The following is a 21054-nucleotide window of genomic DNA, read 5'->3' on the forward strand; positions in this document are numbered from 1 at the left end:
GTGGCGCGCCAACAGCGCATGAGGCGCAGTTTGACCATGCGCCGCGTCAAGGCTCAAGGCAATTTATGCTTTCCCGAAGGCCCGGGAGCGCGAAAGCGTGCCCCTAATACGCCTCTTCAGCGAAAATTGGCCGTACGTCGCGGTTCCAGGGGCCGTAATAGCGGGCGAGGAGGCGGTCTGCGGGGGTCAGACCGCTGGTGGCGATCTCGTCGAGTTCGGTGAGATAGCCGGTCTCGTCATCGCCGGATGTGGAGAGATTCGCCCGGTTCCTGAGTCCCTGCCGCGACAATGCAAGCACCTGCTTGGCGAGATCCTGCATCGACCCGCCGCCCGGCACCGGCGTTTTCAGGCCAAGCGTGCGAACGCTCTGGCGCATCGCTTCACGGTCGGCATCCGTCCAGTCCTTCACCACGTCCCAGGCCGCATCGAGGCAATCGGGGCAATACAGGAGCCCGGTCCAAAAGGCTGAAAACGCGCAGAGGCGGCTCCACGGGCCGGCATCCGATCCGCGCATTTCAAGGAAACGCTTCAGGCGCACTTCCGGGAAGATCGTCGACAGGTGATCGACGAAATCATCCATCGCCGGCAATTCGCCCGGCAGGATCGGCAGTTTGCCAGCCATGAAGTCCCGGAAGCTCAGGCCGCTCGCATCGAGGTATTCACCCTTGCGGCGGACAAAATACATCGGAACGTCGAGCGCATAGTCGACATATTGCTCGAAGCCGAAGCCCTGTTCGAACACGAAGGGAAGCATGCCCGTGCGGTCAGGGTCTGTGTCCGTCCAGATCTGAGAGCGATAGGACAGGAAGCCATTGGGGCGCCCGTCGAGGAAAGGCGAATTGGCAAACAGCGCCGTGCCGAGCGGCTGAAGGGCCAGCGACACGCGGAATTTCTTCACCATGTCGGCTTCCGAACCGAAATCGAGGTTTGTCTGCACGGTGCAGGTGCGGAACATCATCTGGCGGCCGAGGCGCCCCACCTTGTCCATATAGGCCGTCATGATGCGATAGCGGCCCTTGGGCATGACCGGGGTTTCGGCAAGGCTCCAGAGCGGGCTCGCGCCGGCGCCCAGGAAGGCGACGCCCATCGGCTCTGCGATCTGGCGGACTTCCTCCAGGTGGCGGCCGACCTCGTTGCAGGTCTGGTGAATGGTCTCAAGCGGCGCACCCGACAGCTCGAACTGGCCGCCCGGCTCCAGCGATACGCTGGCCCCGTCCTTTTTCAGGCCGATCAGGTGCCCGCCTTCAACAATCTGCTCCCAGCCGAACGTATCACGCAACCCTTCCAGCATGGCGCGAATGGACGCCGTTCCCTCATAGGGCAGCGGTCGCAGGCCGTCCTTGATGAAGCCGAACTTCTCGTGCTCTGTGCCGATACGCCAGTCCGCCATGGGCTTTGACCCAGCGGCAAGGTACTCGACCAGTTCTGCCCTGGATTCGATGCGCGTGGAGGACTCGTCGATGTCCGAGGTCGGTGTGGTCATCTTAAGCCTCCCAAAAACGGCGATGGAAGTGCACATAGGGATGTTTCATCCCGACGCCAACCGGGTTATCGTCCTGCCTGAAATGAGAGTTCAGAGGGACTGACGTGAACAGACTGAAGGCAGACGAACGGGACGACCTGAAAATGTGGGCACATATCCACGTTCGGGGCGGCTACGAGGAAATTGATGAGATCGAGGATATTCTCTTCGAACTCACCGAGGACTTCGAAACGTCGATGTCCGACCGCGACCGCCGGATAGCCGTGCGTGACGTGCTGATCGCGGCCATCCAGACACTGGTGGACGAGCAGGAAAGCTGGCCCGTGCTGACCGATTACGACCGGCTGGAACTGGCCCTGGACACGCTGGAAGACAATGGTGTGGTCGCGCGGGCGAACTTCACCTGTTGCGGCAATTGCGGTGCAGCGGAAATCGCCACCGAAATCGAGGACTATGAAACCATGGGTCACCGCGCCCGCGGCTATGTCTTCTTCCACCAGCAGGACACTGAAAGCGCCGTCGAAGGCCACGGCCTCTATTTCAGCTATGGCGCCGCCCACTCCGATCTGGACGCAGCGCATATTGCGATTGCGCAGGAATTGTTCGACCTGCTGCAGGCGGTTGGCCTGAAACCGCATTGGGACGGCAAGATCGACCACCGTGTCGGTGTCGTGCTCGACTGGAAACGCCGCTGGGTCGATGACGTGCCGGTCCCGCTGAAGCGCTGGTCGTTCTAGGCTGGCCATGACGGCCGCGTCTGATCTGGTGATTCGCCCGCTGGCCGCGTCGGACGAGGCCGAATGGCGCAGGCTGTGGCACGCCTATCTCACCTTCTACGAAACCGAACGGCCCGAGGCTGTTTATGCCTCCAGCTTTGCGCGGATGCTGTCGGGTGCACCGTGTGAGTATCGTGGCCTGATCGCCCTTCAGGGCGGACGCCCCGTGGGCATCGCGCACTACCTGTTCCACCGCACAAATTGGGAGATTGGCGACACCTGCTACCTGCAGGACCTCTATGCCGACCCGGATGTGCGCGGTTCAGGCATCGGCCGGGCCCTGATTGAAGCGGTCTATACGGCCGCGGATGCGCATGGCGCCGCCTCGGTCTACTGGACAACGCAGGAATTCAATACCGTCGCGCGTCAGCTCTATGACCGGATCGGGACGAAAACACCGTTCATCAAATATGTGCGGGCATAGCGCACGGGCGCCTTAGCTCCAATCTCCGCAGAGGGCCTGCCAGAGCGTCATGGCCGAAACGGCAGCGGTTTCAGCGCGCAGGATTCGCGGGCCAAGGCTGACGGGATACGTATCGGCGCGGCCGCGAAGGAAGGCGCGTTCGGCTGGGCTGAAGCCGCCTTCAGGGCCAATCAGGATGGCGGCGGGGCGATTGCCCAGTTCTCCCAGCACGTCGGCCATGGGGGCTGCGCGGCCCGCCTGCCCGCCCCAGGGGGCATCCGCCTCATCGCCGGCCTCGTCACAGAAGACGACTGGCGTGCCCGACGGCAAGGCCTCCAGCGCTGCATCGAGGCTGACCGCATCGCTCACCTCCGGAAGATCCAGGCGCTCGGTCTGTTCGGCAGCTTCGAGGGCGATCTTGGCGAACCGGTCGAGCCGGACAGTGCGCGTCTGGGTCCGCTCGGTGATGACGGGCTGGATGCGGGCGGCGCCGAGCTCGGTGGCCTTCTCGACGATGAAATCCGTCTCCGATTTCTTGACCGGCGCGAAGAGCAGCGTCAGCCGCGCGCCGCCATGTGCCTGCTGGCTCCGCAAGCGCGCGACGGGCACAAGATCGGCGCGGCGGCCGTCGGCCTTGCTGATCTGCGCGCGCCACTCGCCATCGCGGCCATTGAACACGCGGACAGGATCACCAGACCCCAGCCGCATGACCCGGATCAGGTATTTCGACTGTTCCTCATTGAGCGCAAAGGCATCGCCTGCGACAAGATCACTGTTCACGAATAGGCGAGGCATGGAACTCATCGGGGTTCTATATGCGTATATAGGGTTCAAGTTAAGCCGAAGGATCGTCTCATGAGCAAGCCCGTCGTCACCTCCATCAACCCTGCAACAGGCGAGGTACTGCAGACCTTCACCTCGCTGGGCAGTGCCGAAGTGGACGCGGCGATCAAGCAGGCCGATGACGCGTTCCAGTCCTGGCGGCTGACGAGCTTCACCCAGCGCTCCCGCCTGATGCACAAGGCGGCCGACATCCTCGACGCCCGCAAAGAGGCCTTCGCCCGCACGATGACGATGGAAATGGGCAAACCGCTCAGCGAAGCCGTGGCCGAAGTGGAAAAGTGCGCACTGGTTTGCCGCCATTATGCCGACCATGCCGAGGACTATCTCAGGGACGAGGTGATCGAGACCGAGGCAAGCCAGTCCTTTGTCCGCAACCTGCCCCTCGGGCCGGTTCTGGCGGTAATGCCGTGGAACTTTCCGTTCTGGCAGGTTTTCCGCTTTGCCGCGCCGACGCTGATGGCGGGCAATGTTGGCCTGTTGAAACACGCGTCCAATGTCTGGGGATCAGCGCTGAATATTGCGAAAGTCTTCAGCGAGGCCGGATTCCCGGAGGGCTGTTTCCAGACGCTGCTTATCGGCTCAAAAGCCGTTGAAGGCGTGATCCGCGACGCGCGGGTAAAAGCCGTGACGCTGACAGGATCCGGCCCGGCCGGGCGCAGCGTCGCCAGCATTGCCGGGGAAGAGTTGAAACCCTCGCTGCTGGAGCTTGGCGGTTCGGACGCCTTTATCGTGATGCCGTCGGCAGACCTCGACAAGGCCGTGGAGACGGCGGTGAAATCGCGCACCCGAAATAATGGCCAGTCCTGCATCGCGGCGAAGCGATTCCTGGTTCACACCGATATCTATGACGCTTTCACGCAGGCCTTCGTGGCCCGGATCGAGGCGCTGCACGTCGGCGATCCGCTGCTGGAGGAGACCGATATCGGACCGCTGGCGACCGAGACGATCCGCGATGAACTGGCGGGCCAGGTCGAGGCGACACTGAAGGGCGGCGCGAAGCGGATCAGCAAGCTGGCACAGCTCCCCGACAAGGGCTGGTGGTTTGCGCCGCAGGTTCTGGCCGAGGCGCCGGACGGCACGCCGGGCGCGGAGCAGGAAATGTTTGGCCCGGTCGCCAATCTCTGGCGCGTCGACAGCCTGGACGATGCGATCGCGCGGGCCAATCGCTGCGATTTCGGCCTCGGCTCGGCCATCTTCACACAGGAGGCGGCCGATATCTCTCACGCCGTGCGTGATATCGAGGCCGGCTCGACCTTCGTGAATGCGCTGGTCGCCTCAGACCCGCGCCTGCCTTTTGGCGGCGTGAAACATTCCGGCTACGGACGCGAACTCGCCGCCGATGGCATCAGGGCTTTTGTGAACCGCAAGACCGTTTCGATAAGCTGAGCCGCGCCGGGCGCCGATTGCGTGCAAGTTACGCCCTTCTCCCTTGGGAGAAGGGTTGGGGATGAGGGAAAATCGGGACACCGTCACATGATGTCCCGGCATGCGCCGAGACTGCGGGCGGGGGGCTGGCCTCGCGCCGCCCTGCCCGTTAGGCTGGCCGGGAACGCAATCATCAGAGAGCACGCATCATGAGCACAACACCGCGCAGGCTGGGGTCTGACAGCGTCTATCCCGTCGGCCTTGGCTGCATGAACCTGCATCATGGCTATGGGCCGCCGTCGGATGAGGCGGAGGCCGCCGCGCTGCTGAATGCGGCGCTCGACCTTGGCTATGATTTTCTCGACACGGCGACGATCTATGGCCTTGGCAAGAACGAGACGCTGATCGGCACGGCGCTGAAACACCGGCAGGGCGAGTTCCTTCAGGCGAGCAAATGCGTGCTGCTGTTCGATGGCGACAAGCGCAGGATCGACGCGCGGCCGGAGAGCATCAAGGCGGCCTGCGAGGCGAGCCTGAAACGGCTGCAGCGCGAGACGATTGACCTGTATTACATGCACCGGCCGGACAGGAAGGTGCCTATTGAGGATTCCATGGGCGCGATGGCGGACCTGGTGGCCGAGGGCAAGATCCGCATGGTGGGCCTGTCGGAAATGGGCGAGGGCCTGCTGCGCCGGGCCCATGCGGTGCACCCGGTGGCGGCGATGCAGTCGGAATATTCGCTGCTGACGCGCAACCCGGAAATTGCCGTGCTGGACGCCTGCCGGGAGCTGGGCGTGACCTTCGTGCCGTTTTCGCCTGTCGGGCGCGGCTACCTCGCGGATAATCCGCCCGCGCCGAAGGATTATCATGCCAGCGACATGCGGCGGATCTTCCCGCGCTGGACCGAGCCCTACTGGAGCGAGAACCTGCCGCTGCTGAAACAGGCGCAGGCCATGGCGGGCGACCTCGGGATGACGACATCGCAGCTGGCGATTGCGTGGACGCTGGCCAAGGAGCCGGGCTGCGTGCCGATCCCCGGAACGACCAGCCGCAAGCATCTGGCCGACAATTTCAAGGCTGCAGAACTGGCCCTGACGCCCGACCAGGTCGCGGCGCTCGACAGCGTGTTCCAGCCGGAAGCGGTGAAGGGCCCGCGCTATTCCCCGGCTGCGCAGGCGAGCGTCGACACCGAGCAATATGCCTTCGAGGCCGCCGAAGGATGAGCGTTCGCGCGAGGGTTGCTTGAGGCTGTGAAAGGCCGAAATTCCCTGTATAAGCCGCGCCATGAACCAGATCGACACTTCTGGCAGGCCCGGCCTGCAAGCCATTCCGGCTGACAGCGCCCTGCCCGGCCTGCTGGCGAAACTGCCGGACTGGATGCAGCCCTATGCCATGCTGGCGCGGCTCGACCGGCCGGTGGGCATCTGGCTGCTCTACCTGCCCTGCCTGATCGGCCTCGCCTTCGTGCGGATGCGCACGGGGCTTTACCTGGTGGACCTGTTCTGGGTGCCGCTGTTCCTGCTGGGGGCGGTGGCGATGCGCGGGGCGGGATGTACGTGGAACGACATTACCGACCGGGATTTCGACGCGCAGGTAGCGCGCACGGCGCTACGGCCGTTGCCTTCCGGCGCGGTAACGCTGCGCGAGGCATTTGTCTTCCTGGGGGTGCAGCTGGCGGTGGGGCTGGCGGTCTGGGCCTGCCTGCCGGGGGATGCGAAACTGGCGGCGCTGTGCGCCCTGCCGCTGGTGGCGGCGTATCCGTTCATGAAGCGGGTGACCTGGTGGCCGCAGGCGTGGCTGGGGCTGACCTTCAACTGGGGCGTCTGGGTCGGCGCGGCGACGGCGGGCAGCCTGACAGTGCCGGTCTTCGTGCTCTATGCGGGTCTTGTCCTGTGGACGATCGCTTATGACACGATCTATGCCCTGCAGGACCGTGAGGACGATGCGCTGATCGGCGTGCGCTCCACCGCGCGCCTGTTCGGCAAGCGGGCCGTGCTCGTGAGCTTCTGTTTCCACATGGGCGCGGCAGCGCTGGTGGCGCTGGCGGCGGTGACGAATGGATCGGTGCGGGCCGGCGCCGTGACGGCGCTGGCCTTTCTGGCTCACGGCCTGTGGCAGGTTGTGCGCCTGAAGGGCAGCCAGGAACAGGCGGCACTGTCGGTGTTCAAATCCAATGTCTGGGCCGGAGCGATCATCGCGGGTGGGTTCACGCTGGCGGCGATGCTGCCGACGCCCGCGCCGCGCACGCTGTTTGCCGAGCATGAGATCGTGCCCGCCGGTCCGCCGGAAAAGGTGGCCCTGCCATTCGGCCTGGAGCTGAAGCGCACGCCCCAGATGGTCCCTGCAGACACATGGATGGCAAGCGATGTGCTGCGCGCGCTGGAAGCCGAAGGCGTGATGGTGCCGGAGCCAATGGGCGAGCCGGCAGAATAGCGCCATGGAAAAGGGTGCGGGAACGGAGTGCCTCGCCAAAGGGTTAGGAAAGCAAGCTGGTGTTTCACGCGCGCTGACTGAAACTTGAATATACCCCATGGGGGTATTAAATGGGCGTGTGAATGCCGGACCCGGAGCGCACACCCATGACCACAGACACATATTCCCACACTCATAGCCATCACCCTAACGATGCCCCGGACGAAGGGGACACAGCGCATGCCTGCTGTCATGGCAGCGCCAAGGCAGCAAAACCCGACAGCGCCTATGACCAAGTGCCCGAAGGCTATTCCGGCACGGTGTGGACCTGTCCAATGCACCCGCAGGTGCGCGAGACATCGAATACAGGCTGCCCGATCTGCGGCATGGCGCTGGAGGCCGAGACCGTCTCACTGGAAGAGGACCGGAGCGAACTCGACGACATGACGCGCCGGTTCTGGATCAGCACGGTCTTTACCCTGCCCCTGTTCCTGTATGCGATGGGCGACATGATTCCCGGCCGGCCGCTGCACGCCATTGTGCCGGCGGGTTGGGCGGCATGGATCCAGCTGGTCCTGGCGGCGCCGGTCGTGCTGTGGGGTGCGGCGCCCTTCTTCATGCGCGGGTGGCGGTCGGTCAAAACCATGAACCCGAACATGTTCACGCTGATCGCACTGGGCACCGGGATGGCGTTCCTGTTCAGCCTGGTGGCCACCGTCGCGCCGGGGATTTTCCCGGACAGCTTTCGCGGCATGAATGGCCAGGTAAATGTCTATTACGAGGCAGCGGCGGTCATTACGACGCTGGTCCTGCTGGGACAGGTTCTGGAGCTGAGAGCCCGCAGCGCAACCTCAGGCGCGATCCGGGCGCTGCTGCAGCTGACGCCGCCGACAGCGCGCATCATCCGCGAAGATGGCACCGAGCAGGACGTCAATCTCGATGAGGTGAAATCCGGTGACCGGCTGCGTATCCGGCCCGGCGAGAAAGTGCCCGTGGACGGCGAAGTGGCCGAGGGCAAGTCCAATATTGACGAGTCAATGGTCACAGGTGAGCCCCTTGCAGTGGCCAAGGCGGCCGGTAATGCGGTAACGGGCGGCACACTGAACACGACCGGGACCCTGGTGATAACCGCGACGCGCGTGGGCGACGACACGGTGCTGGCGCAGATCGTGCGCATGGTGTCCGAGGCGCAGCGCTCGCGGGCGCCGATCCAGCGGCTGGCGGACATGGTAGCGGCCTGGTTCGTGCCGGCCGTGGTGGTAATAGCTGTGCTGACATTCATCGTGTGGGCCGTGTTCGGGCCGGATCCGGCGCTGGTCTTTGCGCTGGTCAATGCCGTCGCCGTGCTGATCATTGCATGCCCGTGCGCCCTTGGCCTTGCCACGCCCATGTCGATCATGGTGGGCACCGGCAAGGGCGCGCAGAGCGGCATATTGATCCGCAATGCCGAGGCGCTGGAGACACTTGAGAAAGTCGACACAGTGGTCGTCGACAAGACCGGAACGCTGACCGAAGGCAAGCCGAAACTGGTGACGGTGGAGCCCGCAGACGGCTGGGATGAAGCCGGATTGCTGGCACTGGTTGCCGCGGTTGAGGCCGCGAGCGAGCATCCCCTGGCGGCAGCGATTGTCCAGGGCGCGAAAGACCGCGGCGTCAACGTGGCTGCCGTAAAGGATTTCGAATCCGTCACGGGTGAAGGTGCGCAGGGCAGCGTTGATGGCAAATCGGTCGCCATCGGCAATGCGAAGATGATGCGGCGGACGGGCGGCTTCGATGATGCGCGCGCCAAGGCTGCGCAGACGCACAGGAACGAAGGTCAGACGGTGATGTTCGTTGCCGTGAACGGCAAGGCGGCCGGCCTGATCGGCGTGGCTGACCCGATCAAGGCGACGACACAGGGCGCGATTACAGCACTGCACAAGCAAGGCCTGAAAGTCGTGATGCTGACCGGCGACAGCGCGGCGACGGCTGGAGCCGTGGCCCGGCAAGTGGGCATCGACGACGTGCGTGCGGACGTTTCGCCGGAAGACAAGCACCGGATCATCAAGGAATTGCAGGCTGACGGCGCTGTCGTGGCGATGGCCGGCGACGGCATCAACGACGCCCCGGCGCTGGCGCAGGCCGATGTCGGCATCGCCATGGGCACCGGCACCGACGTGGCGATGGAAAGCGCCAGCGTCACGCTGGTGAAGGGCGACATGGCAGGCATCGCGAAAGCCATCACGCTCAGCCATGCAACCATGCGCAACATTCGCCAGAACCTGTTCTTCGCCTTCATCTACAATACGCTCGGCATCCCGCTGGCAGCGGGTGTCCTGTACCCTGTGTTCGGACTGCTGCTGAGCCCGATGATCGCTGCGGCGGCGATGAGCCTGTCGTCGGTATCGGTGATCGCAAACGCCCTGCGCCTGCGTGCACTGAAACTCTGATGGGCATCTCATACGCAAGGAACCGACTGACGCCTGCCGGCATGGGCGGCATTTTCGCCCTGGAGCATTCCGGCCTTTCAATGACCGATGACGGCGACGATACTGCAGGCTCCCCGACAAAGGACACCGCTCCATGAAAACGCAAACGAGAGATGCCGCCGCAAAGCGCCTCGCCCGGATCGAGGGGCAGGTGCGTGGCGTCGCCAAGATGGTGGCCGACGACCGATACTGTATCGATGTCGTCCGGCAGGTGCAGGCGATCAAGGCGGCGCTGGTGGGCCTTGAGGGCCTCATCCTCGACGACCATATCGCGACCTGCGTGGACCATGCGCTGAAAGACGATGACATGGATACGCGGCGCGAGAAGGTCGAAGAGCTGGTGGCCGTTCTGGGGGGACGGAAAAAGTAAGATATGCGCATCAAGCCAAAAAGAAGCGCAACCCGATAACAGGACGGCCTACCCCTCCTGGTTGGTTTATTCTAGATTTGTTCACCGAGTACAAACCGGTACGTTTCAGTCCACCGAACAAGATAGCCCGGCCCCTCCCTAATGCCTGAGGGATGATTCCGTCGACACCGCCTCACCTGAGGATCGATCAAGATTTTCGACGATCCATTCAAAGGATCGATCATCCGCATTCGACCACACAATGTCGGGCATAACCCCGGCGCCACTCTCCTCGCCCGAAGCGCGTGTCAGAACGTAAAGCGGTGCCCGAACGTGAAACCCCGTTCGTGGCAGTGCAAAATGCTGGACTTGCGCAGTTTGGTTGGCCTTACCCTCTGTCTTTTCTCCAGCTACCGATCCAAGTTGGAAATCCTGGATGATCGTGGCAAATACGATGGCTTGCGAATAGGTCGCCGGGCCGACCAGTATGATTACCTCACCATCGAAAAGGTGGCCCATGGGGCTTACAGGCTCAACCCACTGGGCGAAGGGCATTGCCACCACAGCCCCCGGCTCGCCCCCCGGAATAAGCCCCATATTGTCTTCAGTCACACGGGCGCGGACCGCAGACATTGGCGTGTAACGCTCCGACGTGAGATAGCCGAGCAGTCGATCCGATAGTTCATGCGCGCCGCCGCCATTGCCGCGGAGATCAATAACCAGGCGCGTTGCTCGCGCACTTTCGATTCGCTCAAAACTCTCTTCAAGAAATGCAGTAAAGGCCGCCTCGTAATCTCTCTCGAAAGTATCAATCCTCATTACAGCTGTTGACTTCACAAGCAGCATGTCGAAAGGGGCGGTCTCCGAAGCGCCAACCGTTGATGATACATGCGCTACAAAACGCTCAGTACCGTCCGTTCCCTGCAGTCGAATCTCCACGGGCAATGCGCCGTCAAGATGAAGCGCAAGGAGCTCCCGGAAGCGAAGCTCAAGAATGCGCGATCTCAAGGAATCGGATTCGCCGCGCAACAGTGGCAAGGTCCGTACGATCATGTCCGAGACGGAAGCGCCGTTTACCGCGATGATCTCCTCGCGTTCCTCGTCGGGATTGCCCGCGGGAATGTAAGCGCGCGCATCTTCAATTTCGACGCGCCAGATCTCAGAGCCCCCGACTGCGGCAGGCAGATCCAGCCCCATGTGTGCGTCATCCAGATAAGGGTTCAGCTGCGCAAATGTGTGCCACACCTCAGACACGCCCATTTCATCACGCAACTGCGCGCGAACCCGATCGACCTGGCGCCCAAAAGTGTCCTGTTCGACGGCCAGTTCGAACGCCGGATGGGTCGAGCGTGTCCAGTCCAGCCAGGTATCGAGATCCGCCTCCAGTTCCGTCCGGCTCCAACCTGCATGCTCTCGCTGGACCTGAGAGTGTGCCACGCAGCCCACGAGCGCGAGAACGGTCGCGATCAGGGTCGCGGTGATCGCAGAATTCAGCATTGAAAATCACTCCTCATTTCATGGAAACCGAACTGAACCGATCGGGTTCACATCTTCTCTGACCACCTAAGCAGGCTTGCACCAGTCGGGCGGGTACATGCCCGTCGGATCTGCTGGGTGTGGCAGCAGCATGAACTCAGGAAATGGAGTCACGCGAGGATAGTCGCCGATCCCGTCGAAGGCGGCTTTCACGTCGCCAATGGCGCTTCCCGGCAGTTCAAGTAAGTGTTCGCCGTGGCGCGAATTGTTCTGTTGGCCAAACGACTGGCCCGCCGTTGCCTTCATCTCCACATGCCCACCGAGCAGCCAGTCGATCTGATGAGTCTCCGCAAAACTCGCGACACGGTCGATGGATGCCGCATACTCGCCAGCCTTTTCACATACAAAGAACAGCCGCCCCGGATAGATGGCGTCCCCCGAGAACAGGATGCGCGTCACCGCGTCATAAACCATGACGTGCGAGGCATGGTGCCCCGGCGTCGGCAGCACATCCACTTTGCGGCCGCCCAGATCAAAAGCGCCATTATCCACCGGCCACTGATCGATACCGAAGAACCCGGCCACATCCTCAGCCGTATGCCCGATGATAATTGTATCAGGTCGGTCGGCAAATTGTGCATCGCCACCAACATGATCGCCATGACCATGCGTGTGCATGACTACGAGTGGCATTCCGGCGCGTCCGCTGGCCGCAAGCAACCTGTCCACTTCGGCGCGAAGGTCCACGCCTTCAACGCCCGTGTCGATGAGTAACGCCTTGTCCTCTCCAAGGAGGAGGTAAAGGAATGGTGCCTCGAAACTGGTCCGCAGCGACTGACGCAGGACGAACGTGTCCGCAACTATCTCCTGAACCTGGACGGCGGGCTCATGCGGATCAATGCCGCTATTCCACGCGTGCGCGAACAGCACGGATGGCTTGGGCGATTCCTGCGTTTCACAGGCCGAGAGGCTGGCGAGCAGCATTGCAGACACGAAGAGGATTATCAGTCTGGTCATGTCAGTTGTCTTCCATGCGAGAGAGAAGTGAGGTGCCGAGAAGCGACTCTGTCGCGCGCTGGATGACGGCGGGAAGATCACACCCGATTTCGTCGAAGAGGGCTCCGAAGACCTGGCCGGCTTTCGCGAGCTTTGCCGTCAGAATCTGGAATTGGTTCTTACCCTGACGGGTCAGACGTAGTAGTTTTCGGCGGCCGTCGTCGGGATCGTCGACGCGCTCAACGATACCGAGACGGATCAGGATATCCACGCGCTGGGTGGCAACCTGATGGGGCTGGCCAAGGGCACGGGCGATGTCTGCCGTCGAGGTCGGCTGGTGTTCGCCGATATACAATACAGTCGAGACAGCGCGGGACGGGAATGTGATCCCGGCCGCGTCCAGCATATCGTTTCCCTGGGCGACGATCAGTTCGGTCAGTTGCTCAAGCTGGAACGCGATGAACGCTGAGCCCAGCATGTGTCTGTCGATAAAATCATCGTCGCTCATGTCCGTGGCGCCTTTTATGCAATTAATTGTACAATTGATTGTATTTTTGCTCCTGTCAAGCCGGACGCCGTGCTCTTCCAACAGATCTGGTTGTGCCGGTTGCCTGCGACAGGCTCGCGGATTAGGCTGGCACCATGACAGTCGTTGTGGAAATGGTATCGGATCTGGTTTGCCCGTGGTGCTGGCTGGGTCTTCGCAGGATCGAGGCGGCGCGGGAACTCGCCCCCGAGGTCGATGTTCAACTCATCTTCCGGCCTTTCGAGCTGGATCCGACAATCCCGGCGGCAGGTGTCGACTACAAGGAGTACATGAAAGAGAAGTTCGGCGGTTCGGATGAGAGCCGCGAACGATCCGGCCAGATGCGGCAGGCGCTGATCGACTATGGCGCGGCCGAGGGCATTCCCTATCAGTTTGACAGGATCACCCGCCGGCCGAGCAGTTTCGATGCGCACCGCGTGGTGCGCTGGGCGCAGGGCCAGGACAAGGGCGCGGCGGCCAAGGAGGCCCTGTTCAAGGCTTTCTTCGAGGACGGGCGCGACATTGGCGACCATAAGGTCCTGGTCGATATCGCCCGCGAGATCGGGCTTGATGCTGAGATCGTCGCAGACCTGCTGAAGACCGATGCCGATGTGGCGAATGTGCGCGAGGAGGCCGAGGCCTTCCGCCAGATGGGCGTCAGCGGCGTGCCGACCTATATCGCCAATCGCAAAGTGGCCGTGCAGGGCGCCGAGAGCGCAGAGAAACTGGCAAAATTCCTGAAGCATGCGGCGGCGCAACTTCCGCAGGAACGCAAGGCAGGCGACGCCTGAATGAGCGCCCTTGTCAGCGTCACGCGCGAAGGCCGGATTGCGACCGTCAGGTTCGATACGGGCAACCGCGCCAATGCGCTGAGCCAGGAATTGATGCGCCAGCTGACCGAGACGGCGCAGGGCTTCCATGACTGCCCGGATATTTCCGCCGTCATCCTGACCGGCCGCGACGACCAGTTCTGCATGGGCGCGGACCTGAAGGACCCCGACGGCACGGCGGCGGCGCAAGCCTCTCTGAGCCAGCGCCGGGTGATGCTGCGCCGGGGGCCGCGGATGTGCCAGGCGTGGGAGGATGTCGATGCCATCACGATCTGCGCGGTCGAGGGGTGGTGCGTGGGCGGCGGCGTGGCCCTGGCGACGGCCTGCGACCTGCGCGTGGCGGCGGACAATTCAACCTTCTACGTGCCCGAAGTCGAGCGCGGCATGAACATGAGCTGGGGCTCCATCCCGCGCTTCGTGGCGCTGGTAGGACCGGCGCGGACCAAGCGCATCGCGGCGCTGTGCGAGAAGATCACTGCAGGGTTGGCGCTGGACTGGGGCCTTGCCGACCATGTCGTTGCCGCAGGCACGGCCATGGCAAAGGCGCGCGAGATTGCCGAAGCGGCCGCGGCCCTGCCTCCGACCGCATTGAAAAGCGTCAAGCAGGACGTGAATGTCGCTGCGCTGGCACTGGCCCGGGCGACGGGGCACCGAGACCTCGAAGCGTTTGCCCTGCTGCAGCAGTCTGATGATTTCAAGGAAGGCGTCAGCGCGTTCCTCAAGGGCCGCAAGCCAGATTTTACCGGCGACTGAGCGGTGCAGCGCGTCGCATTGATCCTTTAGCTCAGCTGCAAGTCCACCAGCCGGCGATAGGCGCCGTTCCTGTCCATCAGGGCGGCGTGGGTGCCGTCTTCAACGGCGCGGCCATCTTCCATGACAATGATGCGATCAGCGGCGCGCACGGTAGACAGACGGTGGGCGATGATCAGTGTCGTGCGACCCGCGGAGAATTTCGCGAGCGCGTCCTGCACCTTGGCCTCGCTTTCGGCATCGAGGGCGGATGTTGCCTCATCCAGCAACAGGATCGGCGCGCCGCGCAGGATCGCGCGGGCAAGCGCCACGCGCTGGCGCTGGCCGCCGGAAAGGTTCCGCCCCATTTCGCCCGCAGGGGCATCATAGCCGCCCGGCAGCGCACGGATGAATTCGTGAGCATTCGCGAACCTGGCGGCAGCCTCGATCTCTTCATCGCTGGCGCCGAGGCGGCCAAGCGCGATATTGGCGCGGATCGTGTCATCGAACAGGGCCGCATCCTGGGCAACGATTCCCATGCTGGCCCGAAGGCTGGCTCCGCTGACATCGCGCACATTCGTTCCGTCTACGGAAACTGCGCCGCCGGTCGGGTCATAGAGGCGCAGGAGCAGGTTGAACACAGTGGACTTGCCCGCGCCCGACGGACCGACCAGTGCGATCGTCTCGCCGGGCGCGGCCGTGAAGGACAAGCCTTTCAGGGCTTCAGTACCATCGGGATAGGCGAAGCGCACATCGTCAAACGCGATGGCGCCGGTAACCTTCGCGATCGCCAGCGCGCCGGGCATGTCGGCGATCTCGGGCTCGGCGTCGGTGATCTCGAACACGCGGTCGGCTGCCGCGCCGCCTTCCTGCGCGACGGAGTTCAGCGTGCCAAGGGCGCGCAGTTCCGGGGCCGCAACAGCGATGGCGCCGACAATGCCGACAAAATTGCCGAGCGACGTATCGCCCTGTGCGATACGCCATGCGGTGAGTGCCAGGATGCCGACAAGGGCAAGCCCGCCGGTGATCTCGAGGATCGGATCGACGGCGGCGCGGTCTGTCAGCACTTTGAGGAACAGGCGCGAGCGTTCGCGGAATCCCTTCGCCGCGCGGGCCTTCTGGTAGTCTTCCAGACCATAGGCCTTGACCACGCGGGCCGACTGGAAGGCCTCGCCCAGCAAGGAGGTGACTTCGCCGATCTGCTGCTGCGACTGGCGCGAGCGTTTGCGCACCCGGTTGCCGAGGGCGAGGACCGGCGCAAAGGCGATGGGATAGATGACCAGCAGGATCAGGGTCAGCTTCCAGTCCATGACGAGCATGGTGATGAACACGCCGATGACGGTCAGCACGCCCTTGGTGAGATTGTTGGCGATGCGCAGGCCGGCATCGCGCAGGGCGTTCACATCATTGATGAAGCGCGAGACGAAGCCGCCGGAGGCTTCCGCCGCGATGCGCGCATAGTCGCCATCGGTCAGGGCGCCGAACTGGTCCTGCTGGATGTCGACAATCGCCCGTTGCACGCCGGTATTGTTGAAGATCGTCATGCCATAGAGGGCGAGCGAGCGGACAATGGCCGCGACGCCGATGATGGCGATCAGCCACCACAAGCTGACGGGAACGGTGACTTTGTCAGGCCCGGCAAGCGCTTCGAGCCCCTCGACGACGAGTTTCAGGAGGTAACCGTAGGAGGCCGCCGCAATCGAAGTCAGCGCGGCGCACAATGTGCCAGCCGCGAACCACCGCCAGTGCGCGGCGAACCGCTCCCTGCCAAGACGCGTCAGGGCGCCGGATCGGCGCACCGGTTTGGCCCGGTCAGACGTGATGGTGTTCCCCCGTCTCCGGGTCCAGCAGCCGGTGGGCATGGAGGATGAAATAGCGCGTTTCGGCATTGTCCACCGTGCGGTGGGCAGCAGCCTTCCACGCGTCATAGGCATCCTTGTAGCTGGCGAACGCGCCAACGAAATCGACTTTCGTGAGATCCTCGAACTCGACTTCCCGCACGTCTTTCAGTTCACCACCAAACACGATGTGAAGAAGCTGTTTTTGCGCCTTTGGGGCGTCACCCATTTTTTCTGGCTCCGTTTTTACTGTTGCTGCGACCGGGGCCGCCTTTTCCTGTGGGTCAGGTATAGCCACAAATCCTGACCGGCGCACTAACAGAGGATGCAGGCGTTTTCCAGACGCGATCATGCTGCGTTGTGCAGCAATCGGGCGATTGAAGTGCATGGGCTCACCCGTGTGCGTCGTCGCCATGCCGCCCGCCTCATTGACCAGGATGGTCCCTGCCGCCAGATCCCAGTCCGATTTATGGCTCAACACAAGGGTCGCATCCCATGCACCGGACGCGACAAAGGCCATGCGCAGGAGGGTGGAATTGGGCTTTGGGCGCGGTACGGTGACAACGGGCCACGGCTCGGGCCAGCCCTTGTGATTAAGCATCTCTTCAGCCGCGATCAGGCGGCATCCGGCCTCCGAATCGCATTCCGACACCCGGATCAGGTTTCCGTTGAGATAGGCCCCGCCGCCAATGCGCGCCTCATATAGCTGGCCGAGCGCCGGAGCATAGAGAACGCCCGCGACCGCCTGGCCGGCCTCGACGATTGCCAGGCCGACACACCAGTTCGGGTCGCCGCGCATGAAGGCACGCGTGCCATCTATCGGGTCGACCACCCAGCACCGGTCTTTCTGGCGAGCCGCCGGATCATCCAGCGTCTCCTCCGACAGCCAGCCATATTCAGGGCGGGACGCCGACAGGCGCTGGTCGCAGAGATGGTTGACCGCCATGTCGGCCTCAGTGACGGGACTGCCGCCGGTCTTCTCCCACGCGCGGGCCGACTGGCCTTCCAGCGTATAGGACAGCGCCAGATGCCCTGCCTCAATGGCAAGGCTGCGCAGGGTCACCAGGTCTTCGACCAGCGTGCGTTCAGCTGCCGGCAAGGCTCATGTCCTCGACGAGGATGCTTGGCGCATCGCGCGTCCCGCGAAATTCGAGGTCGGAGGCCGGGATCAGGCGTGCGAAAATGGCTGGCAGGTCACCTGCAATCGTCACTTCCGATACGGGATAGGCAATCTCGCCATTTTCGAACCAGAACCCGGCCACGCCAACGGAATAATCGCCCGTATTCGGATTGATCGAGGGGCCAAACATGTCGGTCACGAGCAGGCCCTCGCCCGCCTGGACCATCAGTTCAGCGGGTGTTTTCTCACCCGCCTGCAGGTAGAGGTTCGACGTGGTGACGCCCGGCGGATCGCCAAAGCCTAGGGCGGAAAAGCCATTGGGCCTGAGGCCGAGCTGGCGCGCTGACGGGCCATTCAGCAGCCATTCGGTCAGGCGGCCATCCTCGATCAGGTAGGTTTCCTTAACCGGCAGGCCTTCGCCATCATGGCAGCGCGATCCCATGCCCATGGGGCGGAACGGATCGTCAATCACATTGATGCCTTTCGCAAAGACCTGTGTGCCCATGCTGTCCTTCAGGAAGCTGACACCGCGCGCAATGGACGGGCCGGAAATCGCGCTCATCAGGGCCCCGAGAAGGCCGCCGGACACGCGCCGGTCATACAGCACAGCCGCTTTGCGGGTATTGAGCTTGCGGGCACCGAGACGCGCGATCGTGCGTTCGCCTGCCGTGCGACCGATGGTTTCGGCGCTCGGGCGGTTGCGCGTGCGGCGCACCGACCAGCTTTCATAATCGCGCTCCATCGCGCCGTCCTTTTCGGCAACCGAGGCGAGGCCGAGGCTGGTGCTCGTGCCGGTCTTGTAGGCGGAAAAGCCGTTCGATGCGGCGACCCAGCGCGAGGAGCGGTTCCACGAGGCGCCGCAGCCGGCCACCGTCTTGATACCCTTCACGGCCAGGGCCGCGGCCTCGGCGGCCAGCGATTCCTGCTCGAGCGTTTCGGCCGATATCTCCGGCTCGCCGGTCAGGTCCATGTCGAGCGGGCCCGTGGCCAGTTCGATGGCGTCCGGCAGGCCGCAATACCTGTCTTCCGGCACGGCTCGGGCCATGGCGGCGCACCGCTCGGCCAGGGCGTGGAGGCCTTCGGTCGAGAGATCGGAGCCTGAGACATGGGCCTGCCGCTTGCCGTAGAAGGCGCGCAGGGCCACGTTCGTGCTCTCTTCACGCTCAATGCTTTCCATCCTGCCGTCTCGGACAGAGACGTTGACGCCTTCTGTCGCGCCAATACGGGCATCTGCAGCGTCGGCGCCTGCTTTCAGGCACTGGTCGAGGAGGCCGGCGAGCAAATCAGCCGGTGGAGTCTTGAATTCAGCCATTCCGGCTAAATGGACCGCCCCGCCGGGCCGTGCAACTGCTCAAATCAGACAATGGCGTGATAAATCAGCATGCCTGCGGTCAAGGTCATGGCGATCCATGTCAGCAGCATGCCCGTCACGCGGGCTGGCAGGATTGTCTGTGACAGCCCGATCACGTGCAGAATGCGGCCAAAGGTGAACCCGGCGCCGAGAATGTGGATCCACAGCGCCGGGATGCCCATATAGGCCGCCGTCACGAGGCCGACCATCATGGCCGGGATGTATTCGGTCGCATTCCCATGCACGCGCGTACGCAGTTCCAGTTCGGCATTTCCGCCATGCCCGACCGAAATCTGGGCCGATCGGCGCACGAAAACGACACGCGATGACAGGTAGATAAGCAGTAAAATGTTGATGCCGATATAGACGGCAGCGGCTTCCAAAGGTGGCATGTCTCAGTCCTTCCAGAAAAAATGCCGCCGGTGATTCCCGGCGGCATTGCATGATTTTCTCGGTTTCATCGACCGGTCAGTCGTCGCGGCGCGCGTCCGGCAGGCGATCATTGATATCGTCGCGAATGTCCATCAGCGTGACGATCAGGCCGCAGACAAGGCTGGCAGCAATCCAGCCGGCTGCGGTGAAGATGGCGAAGTCTGCCACCTGGGACAGGCCACCAGCCAGGCCGAGCATTTCATTGCTGAATTCGCCCTTATTGTAGAGGCCGAGCGCAATGCCCCCGACAATGATTGCGATATAGGCCACGTAGACCATGATACGGAAACTGTTGATGATTAAGAACTTCATGGGTGTCCCCTTCCTGTTTCGAAGCCGAATTTAGGCGGATAAAGGCGCGCCGTCACGCGATTACACGTATGAAACGAAACTCACCTGCGGGCCGGTGCGGATTTGCACCAGTCCGGGCGGGCCCATTAGCTCTTTGGCGGCGACAGTTTGCAGGTGAACATGTCGGTCACGACGCTGGCAAACTGCATCTGCTCTTCTCCGGTCAGCGACGTGACGAACGCCTCGACATCGCGTTTTTCGCGCCCGATCGACTGGGCCGTCCGCTTGAACAGGTCCGGATCGAGCTTGGCCTCCATCGCGTCGGCAATGCACGAACAGGTCTCGGCGCTTTCACCATCGACCGTGCAGGCGGTCACGAGGGCCTTGTGATCGCTGTTGCCGCTACAGGATGCGAGCATGGTCAACGCCGCAACTGAAAGGATTATGTGGCGCATTCCGGCATCTCCGTGATCAGGTCAGGTGCCAAGGCAATCATGAATCTGGTGACAGGGGAAGCGCCTATTCCCGCCCGATAATCTTGTCGAACTGCACTTTGCTGCCGAAGGATTCGAGGAATTCGGCTTTTACGGCAACACGGTCATAGTCTTCCGCGACCCAGTCGAGGAAGGGTTTCCAGTCCGCTCGCGCCCGACCCGCATTGAACCGCGCATAGGCATCAAAAAACCAGTCCAGCATGCCGGTCTTGCCATGCTTGATGTGCAGGTACTTGAACGAGAGCTGCTCGCGCGCCTCCTCGAACGGCACCTTCTCGTGCAGCAATTTGTAAAGGACAGCCATCAGGCCGGCCCGGTCAGCGCCTGACTTGCAGTGCATCAGGGCCGGATATGCTATTTGCTCGAACAGGTCGCGGGCAGCGAAGATGGCTTCGCGCGTGGGCGTGTCGCGCGAAAAGACCTGGAAATCGACCAGTGCGATGCCCGCCGCCTCGCAGGCCTCCTTTTCCAGCAGGTAATACCCCTTGGTACTGGCCCCGCGCAGGTTGATGATGGTCCGGATGCCGCGTTCCCTGGCATGGGCCACGACCTGGCGCGGCGAGGGCTGGTTCGCGCGCCACATGCCGGGCGCAATCTGGTGCAGGTTGCTGAACCGCGTCCGCAGGAAGCCATGATCGCCCCATACAAGCTCGCGCCGCGCCCGTTTGCGCCCGGAAGGCGTGGCGAGATCAGCTGCCACATGCGGGCGCTTTTTGGCTTTGGGCGTGAGTTTCACCATGTCGCCACCGCGATTACAGGCCTGTTCCGGCCCCTGCAAGCAATCGCGGCAGGAGTTTTTTTTACCCGGCTGCATCCAAACGCCTGCCTCGCGGCATCTACCTAACGAAGCCGGGCAAAAGGATCCGGTGAAA

At 63.0% G+C, this 21054-nt stretch carries 21 protein-coding genes; 9 read left to right on the top strand and 12 right to left on the bottom strand.

From position 1 onward, the window contains the following. Positions 1-103 precede the first annotated feature (103 nt). Complete coding sequence (locus ACQ66M_RS02550; protein ID WP_430401641.1) at positions 104-1483, bottom strand: glutamate--cysteine ligase; 1380 nt, start codon at positions 1481-1483, stop codon at positions 104-106. A 104-nt stretch (positions 1484-1587) separates the two neighbouring features. Here ACQ66M_RS02550 and ACQ66M_RS02555 point away from each other — a divergent pair, with 104 nt between their 5' ends. Together ACQ66M_RS02555 and ACQ66M_RS02560 are read left to right on the top strand one after the other, a co-directional pair. Beyond that, the gene (locus ACQ66M_RS02555) at positions 1588-2220 is read left to right on the top strand and encodes a DUF6891 domain-containing protein (protein WP_350171241.1); all 633 of its coding nucleotides are present in this window, start codon (positions 1588-1590) and stop codon (positions 2218-2220) included. Positions 2221-2227: 7 nt separating this feature from the next. Beyond that, entirely contained in the window at positions 2228-2683 is a 456-nt protein-coding gene (locus ACQ66M_RS02560) for an N-acetyltransferase family protein (RefSeq protein WP_430401643.1), read from the top strand. Positions 2684-2695: 12 nt separating this feature from the next. Here the strand turns inward: ACQ66M_RS02560 and ACQ66M_RS02565 are convergent, their stop codons facing one another. After that, positions 2696-3457, bottom strand: a complete 762-nt coding sequence (locus ACQ66M_RS02565) for a 16S rRNA (uracil(1498)-N(3))-methyltransferase (protein ID WP_430401645.1) — start codon at positions 3455-3457, stop codon at positions 2696-2698. A 60-nt stretch (positions 3458-3517) separates the two neighbouring features. Here ACQ66M_RS02565 and ACQ66M_RS02570 point away from each other — a divergent pair, with 60 nt between their 5' ends. The 5 genes from ACQ66M_RS02570 to ACQ66M_RS02590 all read left to right on the top strand — a co-directional run bounded on the left by ACQ66M_RS02570 (position 3518) and on the right by ACQ66M_RS02590 (position 10120). Beyond that, entirely contained in the window at positions 3518-4891 is a 1374-nt protein-coding gene (locus ACQ66M_RS02570; RefSeq protein WP_430401647.1) for an NAD-dependent succinate-semialdehyde dehydrogenase, read from the top strand. A 188-nt stretch (positions 4892-5079) separates the two neighbouring features. After that, positions 5080-6093, top strand: a complete 1014-nt coding sequence (locus tag ACQ66M_RS02575) for an aldo/keto reductase (protein ID WP_430401649.1) — start codon at positions 5080-5082, stop codon at positions 6091-6093. A 61-nt stretch (positions 6094-6154) separates the two neighbouring features. Next, positions 6155-7303, top strand: coding sequence for a 4-hydroxybenzoate octaprenyltransferase (gene ubiA, locus ACQ66M_RS02580; RefSeq protein WP_430401651.1), 1149 nt, complete (start codon positions 6155-6157; stop codon positions 7301-7303). A gap of 146 nt (positions 7304-7449) precedes the next feature. Then, positions 7450-9711 carry a copper-transporting P-type ATPase gene (locus ACQ66M_RS02585; protein ID WP_430401653.1) on the top strand — a complete coding sequence of 754 codons (2262 nt, stop codon included), beginning with the start codon at positions 7450-7452 and terminating at the stop codon, positions 9709-9711. A gap of 133 nt (positions 9712-9844) precedes the next feature. After that, complete coding sequence (locus ACQ66M_RS02590; protein WP_350171234.1) at positions 9845-10120, top strand: metal-sensitive transcriptional regulator; 276 nt, start codon at positions 9845-9847, stop codon at positions 10118-10120. Between the two features lie 138 nt (positions 10121-10258). On the opposite strand, the gene ACQ66M_RS02595 is transcribed toward ACQ66M_RS02590, so the two are convergent. The 3 genes from ACQ66M_RS02595 to ACQ66M_RS02605 all read right to left on the bottom strand — a co-directional run bounded on the left by ACQ66M_RS02595 (position 10259) and on the right by ACQ66M_RS02605 (position 13079). Continuing rightward, a complete protein-coding gene (locus ACQ66M_RS02595; protein ID WP_430401655.1) occupies positions 10259-11596 on the bottom strand; it encodes a S41 family peptidase in 1338 nt (445 codons plus the stop codon). 66 nt (positions 11597-11662) lie between these two features. Continuing rightward, entirely contained in the window at positions 11663-12592 is a 930-nt protein-coding gene (locus ACQ66M_RS02600) for an MBL fold metallo-hydrolase (protein ID WP_350171232.1), read from the bottom strand. A gap of 1 nt (position 12593) precedes the next feature. Further along, complete coding sequence (locus ACQ66M_RS02605) at positions 12594-13079, bottom strand: MarR family winged helix-turn-helix transcriptional regulator (RefSeq protein WP_350171231.1); 486 nt, start codon at positions 13077-13079, stop codon at positions 12594-12596. 134 nt (positions 13080-13213) lie between these two features. On the opposite strand from ACQ66M_RS02605, the gene ACQ66M_RS02610 reads away from it, so the two are divergent. Then, entirely contained in the window at positions 13214-13888 is a 675-nt protein-coding gene (locus tag ACQ66M_RS02610; protein ID WP_430401657.1) for a DsbA family oxidoreductase, read from the top strand. Continuing rightward, positions 13889-14680: an enoyl-CoA hydratase/isomerase family protein gene (locus tag ACQ66M_RS02615; RefSeq protein WP_430401659.1), complete on the top strand. Its 792-nt coding sequence runs from the start codon at positions 13889-13891 to the stop codon at positions 14678-14680. 26 nt (positions 14681-14706) lie between these two features. Here the strand turns inward: ACQ66M_RS02615 and ACQ66M_RS02620 are convergent, their stop codons facing one another. From ACQ66M_RS02620 to ACQ66M_RS02650, 7 genes are all read right to left on the bottom strand, one after another. Next, positions 14707-16518 (bottom strand): ABC transporter ATP-binding protein, encoded by a 1812-nt coding sequence (locus tag ACQ66M_RS02620; protein WP_430401661.1) that lies wholly within the window; start codon positions 16516-16518, stop codon positions 14707-14709. After that, the gene (locus ACQ66M_RS02625) at positions 16469-17593 is read right to left on the bottom strand and encodes an inositol monophosphatase family protein (protein WP_350171227.1); all 1125 of its coding nucleotides are present in this window, start codon (positions 17591-17593) and stop codon (positions 16469-16471) included. The genes ACQ66M_RS02620 and ACQ66M_RS02625 overlap by 50 nt, the downstream gene beginning before the upstream one ends. Further along, positions 17580-18926: a TldD/PmbA family protein gene (locus tag ACQ66M_RS02630; RefSeq protein ID WP_430401663.1), complete on the bottom strand. Its 1347-nt coding sequence runs from the start codon at positions 18924-18926 to the stop codon at positions 17580-17582. The genes ACQ66M_RS02625 and ACQ66M_RS02630 overlap by 14 nt, the downstream gene beginning before the upstream one ends. Positions 18927-18970: 44 nt before the next feature. Beyond that, entirely contained in the window at positions 18971-19357 is a 387-nt protein-coding gene (locus ACQ66M_RS02635) for an MAPEG family protein (RefSeq protein WP_430401665.1), read from the bottom strand. A 76-nt stretch (positions 19358-19433) separates the two neighbouring features. Beyond that, positions 19434-19709: a hypothetical protein gene (locus tag ACQ66M_RS02640; protein ID WP_350171224.1), complete on the bottom strand. Its 276-nt coding sequence runs from the start codon at positions 19707-19709 to the stop codon at positions 19434-19436. Between the two features lie 125 nt (positions 19710-19834). Then, a complete protein-coding gene (locus tag ACQ66M_RS02645) occupies positions 19835-20143 on the bottom strand; it encodes a hypothetical protein (RefSeq protein WP_430401667.1) in 309 nt (102 codons plus the stop codon). A gap of 64 nt (positions 20144-20207) precedes the next feature. Further along, positions 20208-20921 (bottom strand): fused DSP-PTPase phosphatase/NAD kinase-like protein, encoded by a 714-nt coding sequence (locus ACQ66M_RS02650; RefSeq protein WP_430401669.1) that lies wholly within the window; start codon positions 20919-20921, stop codon positions 20208-20210. Between the last annotated feature and the right edge of the window lie 133 nt (positions 20922-21054).

The sequence above is a fragment of the Hyphomonas sp. genome (assembly GCF_965284475.1).
Classification (GTDB): Bacteria; Pseudomonadota; Alphaproteobacteria; order Caulobacterales; family Hyphomonadaceae; genus Hyphomonas.